21 protein-coding genes and 1 pseudogene are annotated in these 22,370 nt (G+C 60.7%); 16 read left to right on the plus strand and 6 right to left on the minus strand.

The features are described from left to right. Positions 1-92: 92 nt before the first annotated feature. The 4 genes and pseudogenes from A9K65_RS31440 to A9K65_RS31455 form a co-directional block, all read right to left on the minus strand. The gene (locus A9K65_RS31440; RefSeq protein WP_064993531.1) at positions 93-1,694 is read right to left on the minus strand and encodes an SDR family oxidoreductase; all 1,602 of its coding nucleotides are present in this window, start codon (positions 1,692-1,694) and stop codon (positions 93-95) included. A gap of 375 nt (positions 1,695-2,069) precedes the next feature. Next, entirely contained in the window at positions 2,070-2,654 is a 585-nt protein-coding gene (locus A9K65_RS31450; protein ID WP_064993573.1) for a nuclear transport factor 2 family protein, read from the minus strand. A gap of 153 nt (positions 2,655-2,807) precedes the next feature. Next, positions 2,808-3,077, minus strand: a pseudogene (locus A9K65_RS36695) (ferredoxin); the annotation flags it as partial. Next, positions 2,972-4,189 carry a cytochrome P450 gene (locus A9K65_RS31455; RefSeq protein WP_064993533.1) on the minus strand — a complete coding sequence of 406 codons (1,218 nt, stop codon included), beginning with the start codon at positions 4,187-4,189 and terminating at the stop codon, positions 2,972-2,974. The gene A9K65_RS31455 and the pseudogene A9K65_RS36695, both read right to left, overlap by 106 nt. Positions 4,190-4,557: 368 nt before the next feature. Between A9K65_RS31455 and A9K65_RS31460 the strand changes: the two genes are divergently transcribed. Beyond that, positions 4,558-4,755 (plus strand): hypothetical protein, encoded by a 198-nt coding sequence (locus tag A9K65_RS31460; RefSeq protein ID WP_064993534.1) that lies wholly within the window; start codon positions 4,558-4,560, stop codon positions 4,753-4,755. A 689-nt stretch (positions 4,756-5,444) separates the two neighbouring features. Here A9K65_RS31460 and A9K65_RS31470 read toward each other — a convergent pair. Then, a complete protein-coding gene (locus A9K65_RS31470; protein WP_064993535.1) occupies positions 5,445-6,506 on the minus strand; it encodes a ChuX/HutX family heme-like substrate-binding protein in 1,062 nt (353 codons plus the stop codon). Between the two features lie 317 nt (positions 6,507-6,823). Between A9K65_RS31470 and A9K65_RS31475 the strand changes: the two genes are divergently transcribed. From A9K65_RS31475 to A9K65_RS31510, 8 genes are all read left to right on the plus strand, one after another. Further along, a complete protein-coding gene (locus A9K65_RS31475) occupies positions 6,824-7,144 on the plus strand; it encodes an iron-sulfur cluster assembly accessory protein (RefSeq protein WP_064993574.1) in 321 nt (106 codons plus the stop codon). A 177-nt stretch (positions 7,145-7,321) separates the two neighbouring features. Beyond that, positions 7,322-8,539 (plus strand): cysteine desulfurase NifS, encoded by a 1,218-nt coding sequence (gene nifS / locus A9K65_RS31480; protein ID WP_064993536.1) that lies wholly within the window; start codon positions 7,322-7,324, stop codon positions 8,537-8,539. After that, positions 8,536-9,582, plus strand: coding sequence for a pyruvate carboxyltransferase (locus A9K65_RS31485; RefSeq protein WP_224655971.1), 1,047 nt, complete (start codon positions 8,536-8,538; stop codon positions 9,580-9,582). Before nifS ends, A9K65_RS31485 begins: the two co-directional genes overlap by 4 nt. A 51-nt stretch (positions 9,583-9,633) precedes the next feature. Further along, positions 9,634-10,014: a nitrogenase stabilizing/protective protein NifW gene (nifW, locus tag A9K65_RS31490; protein WP_064993537.1), complete on the plus strand. Its 381-nt coding sequence runs from the start codon at positions 9,634-9,636 to the stop codon at positions 10,012-10,014. 174 nt (positions 10,015-10,188) lie between these two features. Next, the gene (locus A9K65_RS31495; RefSeq protein ID WP_013533507.1) at positions 10,189-11,037 is read left to right on the plus strand and encodes an electron transfer flavoprotein subunit beta/FixA family protein; all 849 of its coding nucleotides are present in this window, start codon (positions 10,189-10,191) and stop codon (positions 11,035-11,037) included. 18 nt (positions 11,038-11,055) lie between these two features. After that, positions 11,056-12,165, plus strand: a complete 1,110-nt coding sequence (locus tag A9K65_RS31500; RefSeq protein ID WP_064993538.1) for an electron transfer flavoprotein subunit alpha/FixB family protein — start codon at positions 11,056-11,058, stop codon at positions 12,163-12,165. Between the two features lie 11 nt (positions 12,166-12,176). Next, positions 12,177-13,484, plus strand: coding sequence for an FAD-dependent oxidoreductase (locus A9K65_RS31505; RefSeq protein WP_064993539.1), 1,308 nt, complete (start codon positions 12,177-12,179; stop codon positions 13,482-13,484). A 12-nt stretch (positions 13,485-13,496) separates the two neighbouring features. Then, positions 13,497-13,796, plus strand: a complete 300-nt coding sequence (locus A9K65_RS31510; protein WP_064993540.1) for a ferredoxin family protein — start codon at positions 13,497-13,499, stop codon at positions 13,794-13,796. A gap of 164 nt (positions 13,797-13,960) precedes the next feature. Here the strand turns inward: A9K65_RS31510 and A9K65_RS31515 are convergent, their stop codons facing one another. Next, positions 13,961-14,161 (minus strand): hypothetical protein, encoded by a 201-nt coding sequence (locus A9K65_RS31515; protein WP_064993541.1) that lies wholly within the window; start codon positions 14,159-14,161, stop codon positions 13,961-13,963. 393 nt (positions 14,162-14,554) lie between these two features. On the opposite strand from A9K65_RS31515, the gene nifB reads away from it, so the two are divergent. From nifB to A9K65_RS31550, 7 genes are all read left to right on the plus strand, one after another. Next, complete coding sequence (gene nifB, locus A9K65_RS31520) at positions 14,555-16,036, plus strand: nitrogenase cofactor biosynthesis protein NifB (protein ID WP_064993542.1); 1,482 nt, start codon at positions 14,555-14,557, stop codon at positions 16,034-16,036. Between the two features lie 31 nt (positions 16,037-16,067). Continuing rightward, positions 16,068-16,262 (plus strand): 4Fe-4S dicluster domain-containing protein, encoded by a 195-nt coding sequence (locus A9K65_RS31525; RefSeq protein WP_013533512.1) that lies wholly within the window; start codon positions 16,068-16,070, stop codon positions 16,260-16,262. Positions 16,263-16,338: 76 nt separating this feature from the next. Next, a complete protein-coding gene (locus A9K65_RS31530; protein WP_064993543.1) occupies positions 16,339-16,656 on the plus strand; it encodes a nitrogen fixation protein NifZ in 318 nt (105 codons plus the stop codon). Further along, positions 16,656-16,868: a putative nitrogen fixation protein NifT gene (nifT, locus tag A9K65_RS31535; RefSeq protein WP_064993544.1), complete on the plus strand. Its 213-nt coding sequence runs from the start codon at positions 16,656-16,658 to the stop codon at positions 16,866-16,868. The genes A9K65_RS31530 and nifT overlap by 1 nt, the downstream gene beginning before the upstream one ends. 39 nt (positions 16,869-16,907) lie before the next feature. Beyond that, entirely contained in the window at positions 16,908-17,792 is an 885-nt protein-coding gene (locus A9K65_RS31540; protein WP_064993545.1) for an SIR2 family protein, read from the plus strand. 86 nt (positions 17,793-17,878) lie between these two features. After that, positions 17,879-19,741: an ABC transporter ATP-binding protein gene (locus A9K65_RS31545; RefSeq protein ID WP_064993546.1), complete on the plus strand. Its 1,863-nt coding sequence runs from the start codon at positions 17,879-17,881 to the stop codon at positions 19,739-19,741. Continuing rightward, entirely contained in the window at positions 19,741-21,639 is a 1,899-nt protein-coding gene (locus A9K65_RS31550; RefSeq protein ID WP_064993547.1) for an ABC transporter ATP-binding protein, read from the plus strand. The genes A9K65_RS31545 and A9K65_RS31550 overlap by 1 nt, the downstream gene beginning before the upstream one ends. Positions 21,640-22,370: the final 731 nt, after the last annotated feature.

Consider the following 22,370-nt stretch of genomic DNA (forward strand, 5'->3'; position numbering starts at 1 on the left):
GACATCTTGGATCGGGGCCGCGCCGCGGGCGCGTTCCAAGCCAGGTCTCCGCTTTCATGGACGGCGCCCGGTAGCGTAGCGATGGTCGACGTTCAAACACCCGCCTCCGCAAAGCATTCGTCGTAGAGTTCGCTGGCGTTTCCTGCGTCACCGAACGCGGTCCAGCCGCCGTCCACATAGAGGATCGAGCCGTTGATGTATGAGGCGTCGGAGGAAGCCAGGAAAAACGCTGCATCTGCAACGTCTTCCGGCCTTCCCATCCTGCCCAAAGGGATCCGTCGGCCGATCGTTGCCAAGTCGATGTGGCCGGTTTTCGCCAACTCGCTAATGGCGGGAGTGCGGATATAGCCAGGAGCGACGGTGGCTGTGCGAATGCCGGCGGGCCCCAGTTCGGCCGCCATGCATCGGGTCAGCATGTCCATCGCCGCCTTCGAGGCACCGTAGGCGTGACGCGGCGCGAAGGGCAGAAAACTGTTGATCGATCCGAGGTTGAGGATCACGCCGCCCGGGCGCATTGCTTTGATCGCTTCACGCGCGCAAACGAAGGCGCCAGTGAGATTGACATGCAGGACACGTTCGATGTCTGCAGGCATTTGTTCGATCCCAGCCACAAAAGTGTCGACGACAGAAGCACCGTTGACGAGGATATCGACGCCCCCGAAGCGCTCCCTCAGTTCCTCAAACACCGCCACCACCTCGGCCTCGACGGCCACATCTACCGATTTCGCGATGTTCTTTCCGCCGAGCAATGCAGCCAGGAGAGTTGCCGCGGTGCGGTCTTTATCGGCGATCACTACGGTATCACCATTCGCGGCAAAACGGCGAGCAACGGCGGCGCCTATACCGTTCGCACCACCCGTGACGAGCACCACTCGCGCGTCGGCGCGTTGGGCCGGACAGGAGAGTTCGCTTAGGGGAACGCCTTCCACCTCAGGGCAGGCATCCCCAGGTTGGTTGAATGACATCCAGCCGCCGTCGACCGCCAGCACGGATCCCGTGACGTAGTGCGCCTGTGCGCTTGCCAGAAAACGCACAGCCCGGGCGATCTCGTCGGGCCGAGCCATGCGCCCCATTGGCACGCGACGGCGCATCGCCGAGAGGTCCATTTTGCCTGCTCGTTCCAGCTCTGCAGTCATAGGCGTGCGCACGCAGCCCGGCGCTACCGCCGTCACGCGGATGCCGCGATAAGCCCATTCGCATGCAAGCGACTTTGTCAACGAGATCAGGCCTGCTTTCGAGGCTGCGTAGGCATGGCGTCTGGGATTGCTGGCCACGCCCGACATCGAAGCGACGTTGACGATGGCACCTCCCGGCCTCATGCGCCTCGCCGCCTCGCGCGCCATGACGAACGGCCCAATCAGGTTTACTGCCAGGCGGCGTCGGAAGGCGTCGACATCGGTGTCGACAGTGGCAGCCACATTGGGTCCCACCGCGGCGTTGTTGATGAGGACGTCGATCTGCCCGAACTGTGCTTCGACCCGGCCATAGAGCGCGAGGATATCTCCCTCTCGCGAGACATCGCACTCGAGGCCAAGGTGCTGCTCGCCGAGATCGCGGGCCAGTTCAAACACGCCGGTCCCAGGAAGGTCCACCGCAACAATAGTGTCTTGATCTGCCGCAAGAACATCGACCAGGGCACGGCCGATTCCGCCCACGGCGCCTGTTATGATTACGACCCGTCCTGCATGCTTCATGGGAACTTTCTCCAGGAGTCTCTGAAATCTCTGCCCTCGACGTGGTGCGGCGGAATGGTGCGCCCCCGTAGAGCACCCTGTGCTGGCGCCGGTCGCGTGCGTTCCCAGACAGGCGTCGTCCGCATTGGCTGCGATCCAACTCTCGGTCGGATAGTCGAATGTGTGTCCGACGCCTCAAGCACAGGGGCTTGCCTCGATGAGCGGCTCTGCCAAGTCCAGCAAATCGATGTAGACCGGCCTCGGCGCGCTCGTGGCCTCAGACCAGAGCGCTGTCGCGGTCACGCTGTCGCGGGGCAGAAAGGCTACCCTGGCGGCCGCATCTTTAGCGTGCAGGGTATCGCTAAGCTTGCTGTGGCGTAGCAGAGTTGTCATAAATTATCGTCCCACCGATGTGGTTTTCCCGTTCGGAGCTGGGGACGCATTATCGCGAGAAGCAACGCGATGCTTTCCGATCGCGTAGACCGGATCGTTCGGATACGGTGCTCCAATCGGCTGTCGCAGGCCGAACCGTTCTGTCTCAAGCACCGCAGCTGGGACCTGCTCCTCGAGCCAATCGTAGACGACGGTCCGATCGGCAATCCGCCACTCGCCTGCCCTCTTTTGAAACAGATCGCAGTAGCGCCCGCTTAGCAGCATCTGGCGCATTTCTCCGTCTTTGTCCGGTCCGCGTTGCAGCGCGGTGAAATAGCTCTCGACTGCGGCCTGAGCCGGTTTGATGAATTCGACAAGGACGTTCGTGATCTGATGGATGTTGCGCGGTCCGGTCTTGAAGACACCGAGCGCAAACCGGATGAAGCCCTCGGCCGAGCCGCGATAGGCCCCATGATTGTCATGTGCATCAGGCCAGTAGGCGCTACGCAGCGCTGCCTCATCGGCGCGGTCTATCCCGCGGCAGTACCGATAGAGGCAGTCGCGGATCGCCTCACGGTCGAGTAGTTCGGTAGTTTTTGCGGGGTCCATAGTCGAAAATTCCGTCGTTCTGAGGTGTTCCGGGAGCGCATTGTTCCGTTTGCGCGTGGCCTGGGCTACTATGCGCGCAGCAGGCGGATCGTCTATTTCCAGCGCTAGTTCGGGGCAGGATCGCACCCCATCTGCCGCAAGCAGTTGCTCCCCATCCGCAACATCAATGTCACCAGGTAGGATGTAGCCCGCCTCATCCAGCTTGAAGACTGCCGGCGCTCGCGCCGAGCATTGCGCATGACCCTGGCACCTGGCTTTGTGAACGATAATGCGCACGGCTACTTCCCACGTCTGTGCCCAGTTCCGGGCGGCCTTGGTCAAGCCCAATCCAGAATCAGATTTTCGATCCCGAACACATGGCCGCCATGGGTGATGGGTGCTGTTGCCTCCTTGATCCGAAAGGGCGGTATGCGCGCCATCCACTCCTCCAGCCCAATGACAATTTCCCGCCGGGCGAGATGAGAGCCAAGGCAACGGTGGGGACCATAGCCAAAGGCGGCGTGGCGGTTGCCCTCTCGCGTCAGATCGACCGTGTTGGGGGCCTCGAATTCCGCAGGGTCACGATTTGCAATCATCGTGGCGCAGGAAACAAAGTCTCCCTTGCGGATCGGCGCGCCTTTGAAATCGATATCTTTCCGTGCCACGCGGATCATCTGAACGCTCGGATAGGCGCGCAGCAACTCTTCGGCTGCGAGCACAATCCGGTCCGGTTCGTTCCGCAGCAATTCCTGATCTTCGAGGTTGCGCGCGAGATAGGCCAAGTCGAAGCCAATGGCTGCAGCGACGGTGTCGAGTCCCGCAACGAAGGTAAGCACGCCAATGCCACGGACCTCCTGGTCCGTCAACCCGCGACCCTCGACCTGTGCATGCACGATGAAGCTCATGAAATCGTCGACGGGCTCTTTGCGGCGCATCGCCGCTAGTTCGTCGATGAACGCCACAATAGTCCGAGCAGCCGCCGGCCGTCTCACATCGTCGCCGTGGAGCAGATCTTTCGCCCAGCCGACAAATGTATCGAGACGGTGATCCGGCAGTCCGAGAAAGCGAAGGAAGATGTTGACGGCGAAGGGAAAGGCGAAATCCTTCATCACGTCGCAGCTCGTGCCCCGCGAGGCGATGCTGTCGATGAGCGTTATCGCTCGCTCGCGGATAGTTGGTTCAAATTCCGCTACGCGCTGTGGCGAAAGCAGCGGATTGAGCAGTGAGCGAAAGACTCCATGGTACGGTGGATCGAGTTCGAGCGGGATCATCGGCCAGTCTTCGCCCAATGCAGATGCGAAGATGCTGCGATGACTGGAAAAGACTTCGGTCTCCTGCAGCACCCGGCGCTGATCTGCCGCCCGAGTGATGACCCAAGTACCCTGTCCGGCCCGCGTGTTCCAAGGCGAATAAAAGATCGGCGGCCCGGCATGCACGCAAGCGACTGCTGCGTGCGGATCGCCGTTGGGCGTCGGGGACATGCCTGGCGAGGTAAAAAGACTGAAGTCGCCCACCATTTCCGGGGGGACATGATCTGGAACCGGGTTGGCTACCATTTGGTCCTCCTGCGTTCAGGCGTTTACGCCGCTGAACTGCGTGACGCACTGCCGACATCGCCTCAGATGACATTGAGCAAATCGCGTGCCGAATAGGGGCACCGTTGGCACCCGCTCATATATCGTCGTGGCGACCCGGTATGGGGCTACGCCTGGTAGGGCTTTCGACATTCTTGTCCGTTCCAGACATCACAACGGTGCGCATAGAAGCTAACGAGGAGCCTGGTGGAAGCTGCCTAAGGATCGAACGAGGTCCCTCCCAGACCGGGTGTCGCTCGGCGGTAGCGAAGCCGCTCGCGAGCGCGCTCTCCACAAGCGCTGTAGGGAGCGAGCGGCTTTGCGGTGGTAATCGACGGTTCGCAGGCAAGGTGGATTTGCTGACAGCGATTGGTTCGCAGGAACGATCACTGACCATGATGAGCCTGCGCGCTCGTGAAGAAGGCTCCGGCCCCGATCCCTTGCTGGTTTGCCGCCGAGCGGCGGAGCTGGAGCTTGGGGCCGCCGACGCCGCCAACGGCGAAAAGAAGGCCTACGTCCGCCGAGGCTATCGCGAGGCCGCAAATTAGCTCTGAAGATTCCGCCCCGACATTCTTCTGCGTCAGGATCACCTCGCCTGGCGGTGACGATCGCCTCGTCGGACAGCTGCTGCCCGCCGGAGAAATCCTCGACCGCACTCGTCGTACCGGCAACCAGGCCTTCGACTGCTGCGTCGCCGCCCCGGGCCGAGAATCTAACCGCCCTGCTCCGATAGCACGAACAGGATGCGCTGGCGTTCTTTGATGATACGGTCTGCTTCGGGCGGCGTTCAGCTTTGCATCCATCTCGCACGCTACCCTTGCGGACTTGGCATTGGACGCCGACGGGCCTTGCCGACCTTATGGATCATTCGAGCACGCCTTTGTGGACCCATCCCTCTGGAAACTGGACGAAGGGACCGATCGATTTCACCTCGACCACTTGATGCCACCCGGCGCCGTACAGGGCCGGGATGTTGGACGTTCGATCGACGTACAGCTGACGCATTAGACCAGGGGCAGCTTCCGGTTCTGGGACATCGCAACGGAACCATCGATGGCTGGCTCGCCACGGGTGTAGCGCCCTGGGGCTGGAGACTACGGTCAAGGCGATCCGCGACGGGTCGCAAAAGACAGCTGTGCTCTCGTTGGCCTCGGCAGGCGCAGAGGTGGTCAGCAGAATCCAGAGTAGCGGCGCGGACGCCGAGCGAAAACGGAAATCAATATGCGTCGGTCCTACCTCAAGCGGCGGTTGAATTGGGAAAGCGCGGCAGGTTCTCGGTCAGTAACCGCCAGTCGTCGCGCTCGGGTTCGCCTTCCCTGCGCGTCCCGAAAAACTGGATGATCATATTGCCGTCGGCGCCATAGGCTTCGAGTGACGTGACGTGGCCGTCCCTGGTCGGCTTGCGCACGGCCCAAACCTCGCGGATGTGCTGGGTCCTGAGATGCAGGTGGAAAGTGGCGTCGAGAACGTTGATGCAAGGCCCGATCTGCCTGACCAACTTGATCGGGCCGGAATGGATCTGGATGCAGCCAGGATTGCCGACAAAGCACATGATCGGCATCTCGTCCTCGGCGACACGATGGAACATGCCGCCAATGGCAGCATTGTCAAGCAGCCAGGCGTAGTCCTGGCCGACCATGCGGACCGCCCGGCGGCGCCTGAGGTTCAGCGTCTTCAGCATGCCGAAGAACTGGTGTACGTCGGTCAGCTGGCTCCAGTGCTCCCGCAGGTCGTCGATGGTAGCGGCTTGGTCCGGAATGTTTGCCTCGTTTTCGGCTGACCTCGTCTTAACCGATACAATCGGCTCCTGGTTCGAGGATTGGAGTTCGTCTGTCAGTCTTTGATAGGCATAGAGGTTTGAGGACGGCCTCAGATGCACCTTGTGCACTGCCTCGCCTGCGGCGTCGAAAAATTGCAGGCTGCGGCGGATCTCCCCGCCTTCGCGTGTCTCGACGGCAAAGCCATGCGCCCACACCTTCGGGAAGATGCGCAGATCAATGTCATTGCCGAGCACCATGGCGTGATGGCTGCCGGTGAGCACCTTGTCGTAGATGCCTATCTTCTCATGCACGGCACTATCATTGCTGGTCAGCGCCATTACCTCGCCGACCGCCTTGAGAGCGGTTAGAACAACATTGACGCGTGGCTCGATGCGCACCGTGCCAAAACCGCAATGTGCCGCGGAGAGCTCCGCTTCCGAGATGCCCAATTGGCCAGCGAGATCGCGGTCGCGGATTTTGGGGCTGTCTTCGCGTGCCCGCCGGATTCTCTCTGGCGAAGGTTTCTCGCGCTGGTGCATGTCTTACCTCTGCTTGCCCATACTGTCGGTCAGGAGCGTTAGTCCTCGCCAAAAGGGAGCCTCAAAACTCGTGCCAATTTGCCGAAGCATCTCGGAAACTGGCTTACGTGCCAGCTCAGCGGGAACTCGGGCCCAGCCCCTGTGGCGGACGCGACAAATCCGACAATACGTGTCGATTGCCGGACGCCTTCGCAGCAATTCCGAACCGGAATCGCGGCAGTGTTAGCGATGTCGCACTGTTCCAGCGCCGCTTTTCCCATTGGCACGGACCATGCATGGTGATCCGCAAAATCGTCACGCACGAGGATAAGCGAGCCATGATTACGCTCACCGACAAGGCCGTTGCCGCGGTCAAGACCGCTCTTTCCGCCGCTACTGACCCCGCGGAAGGCTTTCGCATCATGGTTCAGCCCGGCGGCTGCTCCGGCTTCAAATACTCAATCGGCTTGGAGAGCGTCCCGCGCGAGGGCGACGCGATCCTCGAGACAGATGGGATCAAGGTGTTCTTAGACGCCGGCTCCCAACCGCATGTCGCCGGCATGACCGTCGACTTCGTCACGGGGCTCGAATCCTCCGGCTTTGTCTTCGATAACCCAAACGCGCGAGCGAAGTGCTCATGCGGCAAGTCCTTCAGCTGATCGTCGAAGCAGGAGAGAGGGCCCGGGAGGTGAGCTCGTCGATCGCGACGGCGGCGCCTGTCTAAATCAATTTGTGGGTGCTGCACCGGCTCTGGATCGTCTCGGCTATCAACGGCGGGTGCAAGCGCGATGAATCCTTGCGCTTAACGTCATTCCGCTCGATTGGAGACCACACCCATGACAGTTCTCTATCTCGACAACAACGCAACGACACGGGTCGATCCCGAGGTCGTTCAAGCGATGTTGCCCTTCCTTACGGATCAATTCGGCAACCCTTCGTCGGCGCACGGTCTTGGCACCCTTGCCGGCGCCGCGTTGAGAAACGCGCGGCGGCAGCTGCAGGCGCTGATCGGCGCGGCGTTTGATGACGAGATCACCTTCACCTCGGGTGGGACGGAAAGCGACAACGCGGCCATTCTTTCGGCGCTCGAGGTGATGCCTGACCGGACAGAGATCGTGACGTCCGCCGTTGAACATCCCGCAGTGCTGGCGCTCTGCGCACATCTTGAGCAGACGCGCCGGGTCAAGGTGCACAGGATCCCGGTGGATCACCATGGCCGGCTCGACATTGACGCTTACCGGGCAGCCCTCAGCTCAAACGTGGCAATCGTCTCGATCATGTGGGCCAACAACGAAACTGGTACGATCTTCCCCGTCGCAAAGCTCGCCGAATTGGCGAAGGAAGTCGGCGCCCTTTTCCACACCGATGCCGTGCAGGCGGTCGGCAAGCTCCCCATGGACCTGAAATCGACCGCTATCGACATGCTATCGCTCTCCAGCCATAAATTGCATGGACCGAAAGGCGTCGGCGCACTTTTCCTCAAGCGCGGTGTGCGCTTCCACTCGCTGATCAAAGGCGGTCACCAAGAGAGAGACCGGCGTGCGGGAACCGAAAACACGCCCGGCATAGTTGGGCTCGGCATGGCAGCCGAACTCGCCCTGAAATTCATGGATGATGAGACCACACGGATAAAGTGGCTACGCGACCGGCTGGAGAACGGGATTCTTCAGCGTGTACCAAACACCTTCGTCAACGGCGATCCCTTCGAGCGCTTGCCGAACACCGCAAACATCGCCTTCGAACGTATCGAAGGTGATGGAATCCTGCATCTCCTCAACCGCGTGGGTATCGCCTGTTCCTCAGGCTCCGCCTGCACCTCTGGCTGTGCACAGCCGAGCCATGTGCTGAGGGCGATGAACATCCCACATGGGGCGGTCCGTTTCTCGTTCTCGCGTGACAACGACCAAGACGACGTGGACCGGGTGCTCGAGGTCTTGCCTGCCATCGTGGAGAAGCTGCGCGAGTCCCTCAGTTCTGCGCCGGAAGGGCGGAGTGCCGAAGACCTTCAATGCGGTCCCTGTCTCAGCGCCGGAAGCTCGGGCGACCATTCATGAGAAGTCAGGTCTTTCTCAAGGAGACGACTCTGCGCGAGGGCGAGCAGGCACCCGGCGTTGCCTTCACCGTGGCGGAAAAACTTGAGATCGCTGAGTCGCTTGCAGCAGCCGGCGTCGCTGAGATCAAGATCGGCACGCCGGCAATGGGCGCCGACGAGATCGACGCAATTCGCGCCGTGGTCGCGCGGAGCCTCTCGGTGCGGCTCACGGCCTGGTGCCGGATGACCTCACCGGATCTCGAAGCAGCGATCGAGGGCGCGGTCCGGGCCGTCAATCTGTCGTTTCCTGCATCGAACATCCAACTTGCCACCAAGCTCGGCCTCGATCAGGCGGGAGCGCTCCAGCTTATCGAGCATATGGTCGGGCGCGCAGCCGCCAGCGGCTCCTCCGTCGCCGTTGGCTGCGAGGATGCTTCACGGGCCGACCGGGATCATCTCGGGCGCGTTATCATGATGGCGGCGCGCGCCGGCGCAAGGCGCGTGAGGCTGGCTGGCACAGCCGGCGTTCTCGACCCCTTTTCGACCTTCGAGCTTGTCGCCCAGCTGGCGGCGATCCGCGCCGGCGCGCGCCATGCCTCGGCCACCGTCCTTGGACTCAGCGAGCGCGCGGGCAATGCCGCGCTGGAAGAGGTGGCCGCCGCGTTAGCTGTCCTCCAGCACGCAGATGCTGGCATCGACCTGACCGCATTGCCTGCCCTGGCAGCCAAGGTCGCGCAGGCGTCACGCCGACCGACAGCCGCCACCAAGCCGATCGTCGGGGCTGTGACCTCCAAAACCCTCCGGAGATCAAGGCGCATGATCCGGCCGCGTCTGGCCGATCTCCTCATAGATGCCAGCAACAAGACCTCGGTCCCATTCAGGTCGGAGCCCGGGCAGATCGAGAGCCAATGCGGCAATAATCGAGCCCATCTCGCACTGCTCGGCGCTGCGCATGGCGCCTGTTCGCCACGCCCGGGCACCGGGGTGCCCAGCCTTGCGACCAACCGATTGCCTCGCTGGCTCAGCCCACCTCGTGCATCAAACTGCGGATTTTCGCGGCTGTAGATCAGAGTTTTTCGTATTTGACCCAACAGTTTTCCGACAAGGGAGAATGTAATGACCTGTTCCGCTGACGGCCGTCCCATCGATGTCACCGATATCGTTACGCGACTGAAAGGAGTGTCGGCCGCGGAGGAGTTCTTCTCTGTCCTTGGCGTCTCCTATGATCCGAAGGTGCTCGACGTTTCACGGCTCCATATCATGAAGCGTGTGGGACAATATCTTGCTGAGGAAGATTTCTCCGGTCTGCCCGACCAGGTGATCGCCGCGCGCGTGCGCGCCCTGCTGGAACGGGCTTACGGGGACTTCGCGGTTTCCTCGCCGCTCACGCACCGGGTCTTCAAGGTGCTCAAAGATCACGATCCGGATAAAGCTTGCACGACACGCCGCGCCTTCGTTCCTTTCGATCCCGTCCTGAAGCCGTTCGGCAGGGAATGATCGCGACATAGACGCGACGCGACAATGTCAAGAAGTCGACAAGTTCGGGATCGCAACGGCGCCATCCGTAGTGAGCAGCCCGAAGGGGAACAGGGCCGCAAAGCACTTGGCACGAATGATGCAGCCAAGAACTCGCACCGCCAGCCCGCCGGATAACAGCGTAGAGAAACGCCAATGCACATCGTCGTCAGCATTAAGCAGGTGCCGGACTCGGCACAGATACGGGTCCATCCGGTGACGAACACCATCATGCGCCAGGGTGTGCCGACCATCATCAACCCCTATGACCTATTCGCCCTCGAAGAAGCTCTCAGGCTACGCGACGCTTATGGCGGCGAGGTCACCGTGCTCACCATGGGTCCGCCCATGGCAGAGGACTCCCTGCGCAAAGCGCTTGGCTACGGCGCCGATCGCGCGGTGCTTTTGACCGACCGCTATTTTGCCGGTTCCGACACACTGGCGACATCACTTGCTCTCTCCCAGGCAATCGCGAAGATCGGCGAAACCTTCGGCACGCCGGACGTGGTCTTCACGGGCAAGCAGACGATCGACGGCGACACCGCGCAAGTCGGGCCCGGCATCGCCAAGCGTCTCGATCTCAGCCAACTCACCTATGTCGCGAGAATCGCTACCATCGATCTTGCTGCGCGCGAGATCACGGTGGAGCGTCGTTGCGAGGGCGGGACGCAGACGCTGAAGAGCAAGCTGCCTTGCCTCATCACCATGCTGGAAGGCACCAACGAGATGCGTCGGGGCTCGATCGAAGACGCATTGAGCGCTGCGCGGAGGCAGGTTGTGAAATGGAGTGCGGCCGAGGCGGGCATTGAGGACCTCACCAAGTGCGGCTTGCGTGGCTCGCCGACGGTCGTCAGACGCGTTTTCGCCCCTACGGCGCGGTCGGAAAAGGCAGCGCAAATTGACACGGCCGAGAAGACGCTGCGCGACCTCGCCGACGAACTGATTGTTGCAATTTTCACCCGCCAGCCGGCACTGGAACCGGAACTCGCCTTCGACGGCGCCTGACGGCAAGGAGCAGACCATATGTCGAGCGCGAACCCAGACACTCCCCGCCCGCCCGCCGGCCGTGCCGGGATGACGAAGGAACTGCCCGAGCGTTTCAGGGCCTATCGGCACGTTTGGGTTTTCATCGAGCTTGAACGCGGCCAGGTCCACTCCGTGTCCTTCGAATTGCTTGGTGAGGGCCGCAAGCTGGCAGACAAACTTGGCGTCCAGCTCTGTGGCGTTGTGCTCGGACCGCCGGAAGAAGCCACCCAGAACGCGGTCGCCGAAGCCTTCGCCTATGGCGCCGACCTTGTCTACTTCGTCGAGTCGCCGCTGCTCGCCGACTATCGGAATGAGCCTTTCACCAAGGCGATGACCGATCTGGTTGATACTTACAAACCCGAGATTCTGCTTCTCGGAGCGACCACGCTCGGCAGGGATCTCGCCGGGTCCGTCGCGACGACCTTGCTAACAGGGCTCACGGCCGACTGCACCGAACTCGATGTGGATGCCGACGGTTCGCTTGCCGCGACCCGTCCGACTTTCGGGGGTTCGTTGCTATGCACGATATACACGCTGAACTACAGGCCGCAGATGGCGACGGTGCGACCGAGGGTCATGCCCATGCCGCAGCGGGCGGACAGAGCGATCGGGCGCGTCATCGCGCACAAGCTTTCACTGGCCGAGGATGAGATCGTCACCAAAATCCTCGGCTTCCTGCCGGATAGCCAGTCAGGCACAGCCAATCTCGCCTATGCCGATGTGGTGGTTGCGGGAGGGCTCGGCCTCGGCGGGGCGGAGAACCTGCAGCTTGTGAAGAGTCTCGCGCGAGCGATTGGCGCCGAATTTGGCTGTTCGCGGCCGCTGGTCCAAAAGGGCTGGATGCCGGCGGATCGGCAGATCGGCCAGACTGGCAAGACAATCCGGCCGAAGCTTTACATAGCGGCTGGTATTTCTGGCGCGATCCAGCACCGCGTTGGGGTTGAGGCAGCCGATCTCATCGTGGCCATCAACACCGACCCGAACGCTCCGATTTTCGATTTCGCTCACCTCGGGATCGTCACCGATGCGGTCCGCTTCCTCCCCGCGCTCACCGAGGCCTTCACCCGGCGGCTGTCACCGCACAGCCGCGACAAGCTTGCGAGCTAAGGGAGATCGAGATGATCAACGAAGAATTCGACGCGATTGTCATCGGAGCCGGCATGTCCGGGAACGCAGCTGCTTACACGATGGCAAGCGACGGCTTGAAGGTACTCCAGTTGGAGCGAGGTGAATATCCGGGCTCCAAGAATGTTCAGGGCGCCATCATGTACGCGAACATGCTGGAGAAGATCATCCCGGATTTCCGCGATGATGCACCTCTGGAGCGGCATCTGGTCGAACAGCGGCTATGGGTCATGGACGAGACCTCCCACACCGGGATTCACTATCGGTCGGAGGACTTCAACGAGGTGAGCCCCAATCGCTATACCATCATCCGTGCCCAGTTCGACAAGTGGTTTTCGCGCAGGGTGCGCCAGGCCGGCGCGACGCTTCTGTGCGAGACGACCGTGACGGAACTCGTGCGTGACAACAAGGGCAAGGTGATCGGGGTGCGGACAGATCGGGCTGGCGGAGCGATCTACGCGGACGTCGTTGTTCTTGCAGAAGGTGTCTGCGGGCTGCTTGGCACGCGAGGCGGCCTGCGCAAGATGCTGACGCCCGAAGCCGTGGCGCTGGCCGTCAAGGAAATGCATTTCTTGCCCGAAGAGGTCATTGAGCAGCGGTTCGGCGTCAAAGGGAGTGAAGGCTGCGTGATCGAGGCAGTCGGCACGATATCCCACGACATGGCCGGGCTCGGGTTCCTCTACACCAACAAGGAATCGATCTCACTGGGCATCGGCTGCCTCGTCTCGGATTTCACCGCGAAGATGGAGAGCCCTTACGCCCTCCTGGAGGCGCTAAAAAACCATCCTTCGATCCGGCCGCTGATCGCCGGCTCGGAGGTGAAGGAATACGCGGCGCATCTCATTCCTGAAGGTGGCTACAAGGCAATTCCGCAGCTCTTTGGCGACGGTTGGGTCGTTGTTGGCGATGCTGCGCAATTGAACAACGCCATTCACCGCGAGGGTTCGAACCTCGCCATGACCTCCGGTCGCATTGCGGCTGAAGCTATCATCCAAGTCAAGAGACGCAACGATCCTATGACCAAACGGAACCTCGCCCTTTACAAGACGATGCTGGACGAATCCTTCGTGGTGAAGGACCTGCGGAAATACAAAGACATGCCAGCCTTACTCCATAATAACGCCGCTAATTTCTTCACGACCTACCCGCGGCTAATGTCGAAAGCCGCGCAGAACTTCATGCGGGTCGACGGCACGCCAAAGATCGAGAAGGAAAGGGCTACTACCGCAGCCTTCATCAAGGCGCGATCGCGGTTGGGTCTGGTCAGGGACGCTATCCGCCTGGCATTGGCGTGGCGGTGAGGCACTGACCACATGACAAACCCAGTGACGAACTTGCGTGTAGAGGACAAGCTTTACCAGAACCGCTATCTGGTGGACTCCGGCCGTCCGCATATAAAGGTGCGACCGCACGAGCAACCAAGCGCGAATCTGGTCGCGCTGACCCACGTCTGTCCAGCGAAATGCTATGAGTCGAACGACAAAGGTCAGGTTGAAATCACCGCTGATGGCTGCATGGAGTGCGGCACCTGCCGCATCTTGTGCGAGGCCAGCGGCGAGATCGAATGGAACTATCCGCGCGGTGGCTTCGGTGTCCTCTTCAAGTTCGGATGATCCGCGTTTGCATAGGGCACGTGTGTACTCCTGAAGTTACCACAAGCGCCAACCGCTTCTGGCGCCATCCTCGCAAAGGGGGCGGGTGAACAGTGTGCTTCCAGAATTGAATGAATGCTACTTGGGAGGAGCATTGGACCACAACTCCTGAGTGTTTCCAGGGCTCACATACCGCCGGACCGGGTTAACGAACGCGGCAGGTCAGATACGCTTTGCGCCGACATGACATCGAGATGAAGAAATTCCAGCGTTCTCACGATGTCGAGAACAAGACCATACCCCTGCGCCAGGTGCGCGGGAACTGTCCGTGCCAAGGCCAAGCTGCTCGGGTCTCTGACGATGATCACGCTTTTGATCGCGATCATGAGGAGCCCAGGCGGGCGTCTGGACGAGAGTAAAGGGGAGGCACGCATCTCCCAGCTGGAACCATGCCGACACAGTATGCGGCGACACCTTCACCGCCGATGAGTTCACAGTCGCCGAGATCGACATCTTCGCCGGAGACCGGTCGAGAACGTTGTGCCGAGGCGCTCACGGGTGAAGGGATCGACACGCGATTTCTGTCTCTCAATGATGTCCGGCCGTAGTCGCCTTCCTCACCTTATGCGGCTGCCGCTGTCCGAGGTCCGACAAATTTATGTCGGAGCAGCCTCATGATATCCGACGCGAAAGCCAATTGCCGATCATAGTGCCGCCTTTTGAGTTGGCATTGCGCTTGCGCTTTGAACTGCGACGTTAACCCGCAACGGAGCCGTTCGATGTCCGCACCGGCAATTTCGGTTGAGAGCCTGACCGAGACGAAGCTCTCCGACCAGTTGCTGGCGAGCGCGAATTCGGGTGGCTGCGTATCTACCTCCTGCGGGTCGTCGACAAGACCGGACGATCTGGATCCGGCTGTCTGGGACAAGATCAAGGATCATCCGTGCTTTTCTGAAGAGGCGCATCACTATTTCGCGCGCATGCACGTCGCTGTCGCGCCTGCGTGCAATGTCCAATGCAACTATTGCAATCGCAAATATGACTGCTCCAACGAAAGCCGGCCTGGGGTTGTCTCGGAAAAGCTGACGCCCGACCAGGCGGTACGCAAGGTTATCGCGGTCGCCAACGAAGTGCCGCAGCTTTCCGTGCTGGGCATCGCCGGACCGGGCGATGCCTGCTACGACTGGGAGAAGACAAAGGCGACGTTCGAACGCGTCGTCAGGGAAATCCCCGACATCAAGCTTTGCATCTCTACCAATGGGCTCGCGCTGCCGGACCATGTCGCCGAGCTTGCCGACATGAATGTCGATCACGTGACGATCACCATCAACATGGTCGATCCGGAAGTCGGAGCAAAGATCTATCCCTGGATCTTTTACGACCACCGCCGCTACGTCGGCATCGAAGCCGCCAGGATCCTGCACGAGCGACAGATGCTGAGCTTGGAGATGCTGAGCGCGCGCGGCATCCTCACCAAAATCAATTCAGTGATGATCCCCGGGGTGAACGACCAGCACCTGGTTGAGGTGAACAAGCAGGTCAAGCAGCGCGGCGCGTTCCTGCACAACGTCATGCCCCTGATTTCAGACCCGGCTCACGGCACGTACTACGGACTGACCGGGCAGCGCGGCCCAAATGCAATGGAGATGACGGCTCTTCAGGATCTTCTTCAAGGCGGCGCCAAGCTGATGCGCCACTGCCGGCAGTGCCGGGCAGATGCCGTCGGCCTGCTCGGCGAGGATCGTGGCCAGGAATTCACGATCGACCAGATTCCTGGCGAGCTCACCTATGATGCCGGCAAGCGCGAAGCCTATCGGGAGCTGGTCGCGGACGAGCGCCGTGATCACCTGGCGGCCAGGAGCGAAGCGATTGGAATGGTCAAGGCAGCCGGCTCCGGCAAGTCCCTGGTCGTCGCGGTGGCGACTAGGGGCGGCGGCCGCGTCAACGAACACTTCGGCCATGCCAAGGAATTCCAGGTGTATGAAGCCTCGCCGATAGGTATCAACTTTGTCGGGCACCGCAAGGTTGAGCAGTATTGCCTCGGCGGGTGGGGCGAGAACGACACTCTCGAGTGCGTCATCGCCGCGCTGGAAGGCGTAGACATCGTGCTTTGCGCCAAGATTGGAAACTGCCCCAAGGATAAGTTGGCGGACGCCGGTATCCGAGCAACCGACGCTTATGGCCATGACTATATCGAAACGGCAATCGGCGCGATTTACGCCGCCGAGTCCGGCGTCCCGGCACTCGCGGCGAACGCCTGAGCCGTCTCATTCCACTCGAACAGGAGTCAAAATGGCTTTCAAGATCATCGCATCCCAATGCACGCAATGCGGCGCCTGCGAATTCGAATGCCCGTCCGGTGCGATCAAGTTCAAAGGCGAGAGCTACGTGGTCGAGCCGCAGAAGTGCACAGAATGCCAGGGAGAATTCGACACGCAACAATGTGCCTCGGTATGCCCGGTGCCGAAGACCTGCGTTCCCGCCTGACCCGGCATAGGGCTGCTTCCGGGAAAGCCTGCGCGCCCCATCAACAACTCTGGCCTCAAACAAACAAGGAACCGCCATGCGGCTCGCACGCGAACAGGAGGTCGAAATCCGCAGGCCTCCCCAATTCAGGCCGGGAGAGCGGGTCCGCGCCACTCGTCACATAAAGAATGACGGCACCTATCCTGGCAGGGAGATCGGCGAAAATCTCGTGCGCAAGGGTGAAGAGGGTTATGTGCGCGACATCGGCACCTTTCTACAGCAGTTCTTCATCTATGCCGTCGAATGGATCGACCGTGGCACGGTCGTTGGCATGCGAGCGCGCGAATTGATGAGCCTCGACAGGGCCGACCTTGCCGGTAGGGCCGAAGAAAACGCGAAGCAAGGGACGGCCTGATGAAAGTTATGATCCGCAGGACCGATGCCGGATTGTCCGCGTACGTCCCCAAAAAAGATCTCGAAGAGGCGATTATCAAGTTCGAGAACCAAGATTTGTGGGGTGGGGTCGTAACGCTCAGGAACGGCTGGCGCCTTCTCCTACCCGATCTTCCCCCGAATACGCGTCTGCCGATCACCGTCGAGGCAAGAAAGCTTTCGGACGACGACTGACGTTTCGCCTCAATCAGGAGGCGTGGAGAGGAAACGAGCATGAACACGATCCCGACCTCGGGCCACCTCTTCGTCGTCCGCGACAGTTTTGCCCGAAAGCTGCTTGAGCTGGCCAGACAAGCGCTCATTTCCGATCACGTGATCCCGTATCTCGGTCCGGGTCTGCTGCGGCTAAGCTCAGCGGAGCCGCCTGTACCGTGCACCCCGGAGGCCGTCGCCGCCGCACTCAACACCCGGGCCACAGCTCCCTCGAAGATCCGCACCAACATGTGGTCGGTCGCGCAATTCATCGAGCAGCGCCGGCATCGCCGCACACTTCAAGCCTGGATGGCAGATATATTCGCGGGGCCGACGGCGCCGACGCTCCTCCACAACTGGCTCGCAAAGCTCCCGCTCTCCCTCATCGTCGACAGCTGGTACGAAGGCGCCATGAGGGCGGCGCTGGCTGAGGCCGGCCGAACCGACGTCGCCGAGATACAAGGCGTCACCCGGGCGAACGAAACTCGCGACATTTGGACCAGAACCTACGACTTGTTCGGGACGGAGCTCGAGCCCGGAGCAGCGACAAGGACGGTTCTCTACGCGCCTCATGGCAGTATCAGGCCGGCCGCAAATTTCCTCATAGCCGATTCCGACTATGTCGAAGCCCTGACCGAGATCGACATCCAGACCCCTATCCCTGACGTGGTCAAGGAACGGCGCACCGACCGGGGCTTTTTATTCCTCGGCTGCCGCTTCAACGATCAGATGCTGCGCACTTACGCCAGGCAGATCATGAAGCGCTCAGAAGGCCCACGTTACGCGATAATGGACGGGAAAACGCTGACCAGAAACGAAGCGCGTTTCCTTGGGGCAAGCGGGATCACGGTGATTGACATGCCAGACAGCGATGCCGTGGCGCAACTCGCCGGGTCAACGACTTGAGCCAATGCCCTGGTCAACTTGAGGACTTCGTTGGTGTGAGTCGATGGCTTGTTTTTGAAGGCGCTAAGTTAAGTTAGGGACACACCGTGAGCAGTGATGCTGTTGGCACGACCTCTCTCAAATCGTCCGCGCATGTGAAAGCGGCCGGGTGGGGCCGGGGCTTGAGCACGCTGCTGCGCATCACGCGCATGAATCTGAGGCATCCGGGCCAAGCCGCGCTTGCGATCGGGTCGACTATCGCAGCCGTAATCCTGCAGGTGCTCATTCCCCAGCTTCTCGGCGACGCTATCGACCAGACCAAGGTAGTCCTCGGGGGCGGTGCCACGGGGGCGGCTGCAGAACAAGCGCTGTGGGTTCCGGCTCTCCTGCTGCTCGCCGCGAGTACGCTACGCGGCCTTTTCACGATGGCGCAAAACTATTTTGCCGAGGCCGTCGGACATCACGTCGCGTACGAACTGCGGCTGGCTTTTTACGACAAGGTCCAGCGCCTCAGCTTTTCCTTTCACGACCGGGTGCATTCAGGCGACCTGATCACCCTCGGCATCCTCGATCTCGATGGTGTGCGGATGTATTTTTCCACCGCCCTGGTTCGCTTGCTTCTGCTCACCATGCTGATCGGGATCGGCGGCTACAGGATGATCTCAACCGACACGCTGCTCGGTTTCATCGCGCTGAGCTTCGTGCCTTTCGTAGCCTGGCGATCGTCGATCACGCAGGTCAAGCTACGCGCCATCTGGCTCAACCTGCAGGAGCGGCTTTCCGTCCTCGGCCGTGTGATGGAGGAAAATCTGGCGGGTATCCGCGTTGTCCGGGCCTTTTCGGCACAGGCCTACGAGATGGCAAAGTTCGACCGCGCGTCGAAAAACGCGCTCGAAGTCGCTCACCAGCAGGTTGACGTGTACGTGCCAAATACGTCGGCGATGACCCTGGCCTTCTTTCTCGCCATGGGGTTGGTCCTCTGGATCGGTTGCAACAAGGTCATCGTCGGCCAGATCAGCGTTGGGACGCTCACCATGTTCCTGGCCTTCATGACGATCCTGCAAATGCCCGTCCGGCAGATTGGCCTGATGGTCAACGGCTTCGCCCGCGCTTATACTTGCGGTTCGCGCCTCTTCGGTCTGCTCGATCAGGACAATACGATCAGGGATGTTCCCACCGCCCGACCACTTGAGATCGGTGAAGGCACTCTGCGCTTCGACAATGTCTCGTTTGCATATCCCGGCACCGGAAACCGGGCCGTTCTTGAGAATGTCACTTTTTGTGCCCGTAGGGGCGAGACGATCGCGATCGTGGGTCCGCCGGGTTCGGGCAAATCGACAATCGCTCACCTGATCCCCCGCTTTTACGACGTCACTGGGGGCGCCATCATGCTTGACGGGCAGGACATCCGTGGGGTCACCCTCGCCACGCTTCGCAAGGCGGTCGCTGTCGTACAGCAGGATGCATTCCTGTTCACTACCACGATCGAGAACAACATCGCTTATGGCGACCCTTGGGCAAAGGAACAGCGGATCGAGCGCGCTAGCGAATCCGCCCAGTTGCACAACTACATCCTGGGCCTCCCCGCAGGTTACAAGACGGTCGTCGGCGAACGGGGCACTTCTCTGTCAGGGGGTCAGCGGCAGCGCCTCACCATAGCTCGCACCATGATGTTGCGTCCATCAGTCGTCATTTTCGACGACTCAACGGCCGCGATCGACGCCGCCACCGAACAGCGCATTCGCGTGGCGATACGGCGTTTCGCCAAGGATAGGGTGACGATCATCATCGCCCACCGGCTAAGTTCGCTCAAGCACGCCGACCGGATCCTGTTTGTCGACAACGGCAAGATCGTGGAACGTGGTACCCATCAAGAGCTTTTGGCCAAGCAAGGACGCTACAAGGCCCTTCATGATCTGCAGTTGCGCCCGGGAGATGACATTGTGACGAAGTATAGGGGCGCGCCCTGATGGCCCAGGAGCACGCCAGCGAAATCGAAATCGAACCCAATGACGGCGGCAGACGTCCCCCGCGCGCGGTCGTCGGTTCCCATCGCGCCGAGGAGGAGATGTTCGGCCGGGCCTTTGACCAAAAGATCGTTCGGCGCATCTGGGCCTTCGTTCGTCCCTACCAGGCCACGGCAGCCGTCTCCGTCGCCGCATTACTGATTTTCACTGGCACGCAGCTTCTCATCCCGCTGATCATCCGCTACGCGATCAACGAGGCCATAACCCCGGCAGGCGTTGATCGCTCCGCACTGCTTGAGGCCGCCGGCGCGTTTGCGCTCGCCATTCTGGTTAATTTCGGCGCCGCTTACGCACAGGAAGCCGTGATCGGGAAAATGGCCGGAAACGTCCTCTTCGACATCCGCCGCGCCATGTTTGCGCATCTGCAGATGGTATCGCTCTCCTTCATGGACAAGACCGAGATCGGACGCCTGATGTCCCGCCTCCAAGGCGACGTCAACTCTATCCAGGAATTCCTCGAAAGCTCAATCTACTCTGTAGGCGACATAACGCTTCTCTTCGGCATCATTGTCGTTATGCTGTGCGTCAACTTCAGGCTCGGCCTTCTGACGCTCTCTGTCTTGCCGGTCCTGTTGGTTATCCGCATCGTCTGGCTGCCGCGTGCTCGCGACGCCTTCACTGCTGCACAAGACACCAATTCAGTTGTTAACGGCGCGTTGGCCGAAGCCATTCACGGCGTGCGCACCGTTCAGTCCATGGACCGCCAGCAGGTAAACTTCGCATTGTATGACGACAAGGCACATGCTGACCTCACAACCCACCTGATCGCTGCCAGGTATACACAGATAATGGTGCCGATCGTGGATGGCCTCACAGGCCTCGCCATGGCTGTCGTAATTGTGGTCGGCGGCTCCATGAATGGTCCCATCGAAGTAGGAGCGTTGGTTGCCTACATATTCTATATCCAACGCTTCTTTGACCCAATTCGTTCACTTACCCTGCAATATTCGGTCATGCAGAGAGCGATGGCCTCCGGCAAGCGCCTGACCGAGGTGCTGGACGTCCAGATCGAGGTGCAGGACAAACGCGACGCGCGGGTACTTTCGGCGGAAATGGACTGCTCGGTTGAGTTCAGGAACGTTACGTTCGGCTACGATCCCAACCATCCGGTGCTGAGCAACGTATCTTTCGAGGTCAATCCCGGCGAGACCGTCGCCTTGGTCGGGCCGACCGGCTCTGGTAAATCGAGCGCAATGGCCCTCGTCCACCGCTTCTATGATGTTCAGCAAGGCCAGGTGCTGGTCGGCGGACGCGATGTGCGCGACCTCACCCAGGAATCCCTCGGCCTCCAGATCGCCATGGTACTGCAGGAACCGTTCCTGTTCACCGGGACAGTCTTCGAGAACATCCGCTATCACAAGACCGAGGCCACGCGCGACAGGGTGATCGAGGCCGCTAAGGTGGTCGGAGCCCACGACTTCATCACGAGCCTTCCCAACGGGTATGAAACCCAGCTCGGCGAACGCGGCGGCAACCTTTCTCTCGGCCAGCGTCAGCTTGTCAGTTTCGCCCGCGCTCTTGTTGCCGACGCCAAGATCCTGGTTCTTGACGAGGCCACCGCCAACATAGACAGCTACACGGAAATGTTGATCCAGAAGGCTCTGAGAAAACTCCTGGAAGGCCGCACTGGCCTCGTCATCGCTCACCGGCTCGCCACAATCCGCTATGCCGATCGGATCATCGTACTTCAGAACGGCCAGGTTATCGAGACCGGCAACCACGACAAACTGATGGCTATGGGCGGGCTCTATTCCAAACTGTACGATCTGAACTACTCATCCTTCGACGACATTCCCAAAGAGGAAGCTGATGCGACCGTAAAAGCCGCCTCTCGTACCTGATGCAAGCATCGCCGGCAGTATCCGCTTTAGGCGCGTCGGCGAACGCCGCGGATGAAGCGGGCAGAGAAAACCACTCGCACTCAAGGAAGCCAACCGCGTGACGGCCGTATGATGAGCGGGATAACCCTAATCCGTTTCCAATCAGACGAACGCTGCCTCGCCTCCAGCAAGCCCTGGACAAGAAGCCGTGCGAACGAGACCGATCCAGAAAACGGCGGCAACCATCTGCCTCCAAGCGTTGAAGAAACGCTGTAGACCTGACGCAGGGCCATAAGCCCCGACGGGTGGGCAACTGTCCAGCGGATGATGTTTGATCTGCGGTCACTTCAGGTTTTTCCTCGGTAGCATACTGTCCCGCAACAGCGTGTGGCTCTGGTCGAGGCAAACCGGCTGCCGCGCGCCGAGCGTGTGGCATCGACGGTCCACGCTTCCAAGATCCCACCTCTTCCTGCTCCACACCAAGGCTCGCAAAAATCGTATCAACTCACCCATCGACCCGACATTCGTTTCCAGCGGTTAGCCTAAGCCCTAGACAAGAAAGTGCCTGAACGAAGAGGTTTGTCGCGGACCCGACAATCCGACACTCCGTGTCGGATGGCGATCATAGACCGCTATCGTACTCGGATACCGGAAAAGTGGGGCAGCGAGTGGGACGCGATTGAGCACGAGACCGCTGGAGGCCATTCGGCCTAGAGTCGGTTCGGCAGCCATTGATCCCGCGGACCCGGCGC

It is taken from the genome of Mesorhizobium sp. WSM1497 (genome assembly GCF_001672455.2).
In the GTDB taxonomy this organism is placed as follows: Bacteria; Pseudomonadota; Alphaproteobacteria; order Rhizobiales; family Rhizobiaceae; genus Mesorhizobium; species Mesorhizobium ciceri.

Bases quoted from the DNA above. Each gene is read 5' to 3' on its own strand.
- A9K65_RS31440 (WP_064993531.1), bottom strand. From the start codon at position 1,694: ATGAAGCATGCAGGACGGGTCGTAATCATAACAGGCGCCGTGGGCGGA.
- A9K65_RS31450 (WP_064993573.1), bottom strand. From the start codon at position 2,654: ATGGACCCCGCAAAAACTACCGAACTACTCGACCGTGAGGCGATCCGC.
- A9K65_RS31455 (WP_064993533.1), bottom strand. From the start codon at position 4,189: ATGGTAGCCAACCCGGTTCCAGATCATGTCCCCCCGGAAATGGTGGGC.
- A9K65_RS31470 (WP_064993535.1), bottom strand. From the start codon at position 6,506: ATGCACCAGCGCGAGAAACCTTCGCCAGAGAGAATCCGGCGGGCACGC.
- A9K65_RS31475 (WP_064993574.1), top strand. From the start codon at position 6,824: ATGATTACGCTCACCGACAAGGCCGTTGCCGCGGTCAAGACCGCTCTT.
- nifS (WP_064993536.1), top strand. From the start codon at position 7,322: ATGACAGTTCTCTATCTCGACAACAACGCAACGACACGGGTCGATCCC.
- A9K65_RS31485 (WP_224655971.1), top strand. From the start codon at position 8,536: ATGAGAAGTCAGGTCTTTCTCAAGGAGACGACTCTGCGCGAGGGCGAG.
- nifW (WP_064993537.1), top strand. From the start codon at position 9,634: ATGACCTGTTCCGCTGACGGCCGTCCCATCGATGTCACCGATATCGTT.
- A9K65_RS31495 (WP_013533507.1), top strand. From the start codon at position 10,189: ATGCACATCGTCGTCAGCATTAAGCAGGTGCCGGACTCGGCACAGATA.
- A9K65_RS31500 (WP_064993538.1), top strand. From the start codon at position 11,056: ATGTCGAGCGCGAACCCAGACACTCCCCGCCCGCCCGCCGGCCGTGCC.
- A9K65_RS31505 (WP_064993539.1), top strand. From the start codon at position 12,177: ATGATCAACGAAGAATTCGACGCGATTGTCATCGGAGCCGGCATGTCC.
- A9K65_RS31510 (WP_064993540.1), top strand. From the start codon at position 13,497: ATGACAAACCCAGTGACGAACTTGCGTGTAGAGGACAAGCTTTACCAG.
- A9K65_RS31515 (WP_064993541.1), bottom strand. From the start codon at position 14,161: ATGATCGCGATCAAAAGCGTGATCATCGTCAGAGACCCGAGCAGCTTG.
- nifB (WP_064993542.1), top strand. From the start codon at position 14,555: ATGTCCGCACCGGCAATTTCGGTTGAGAGCCTGACCGAGACGAAGCTC.
- A9K65_RS31525 (WP_013533512.1), top strand. From the start codon at position 16,068: ATGGCTTTCAAGATCATCGCATCCCAATGCACGCAATGCGGCGCCTGC.
- A9K65_RS31530 (WP_064993543.1), top strand. From the start codon at position 16,339: ATGCGGCTCGCACGCGAACAGGAGGTCGAAATCCGCAGGCCTCCCCAA.
- nifT (WP_064993544.1), top strand. From the start codon at position 16,656: ATGAAAGTTATGATCCGCAGGACCGATGCCGGATTGTCCGCGTACGTC.
- A9K65_RS31540 (WP_064993545.1), top strand. From the start codon at position 16,908: ATGAACACGATCCCGACCTCGGGCCACCTCTTCGTCGTCCGCGACAGT.
- A9K65_RS31550 (WP_064993547.1), top strand. From the start codon at position 19,741: ATGGCCCAGGAGCACGCCAGCGAAATCGAAATCGAACCCAATGACGGC.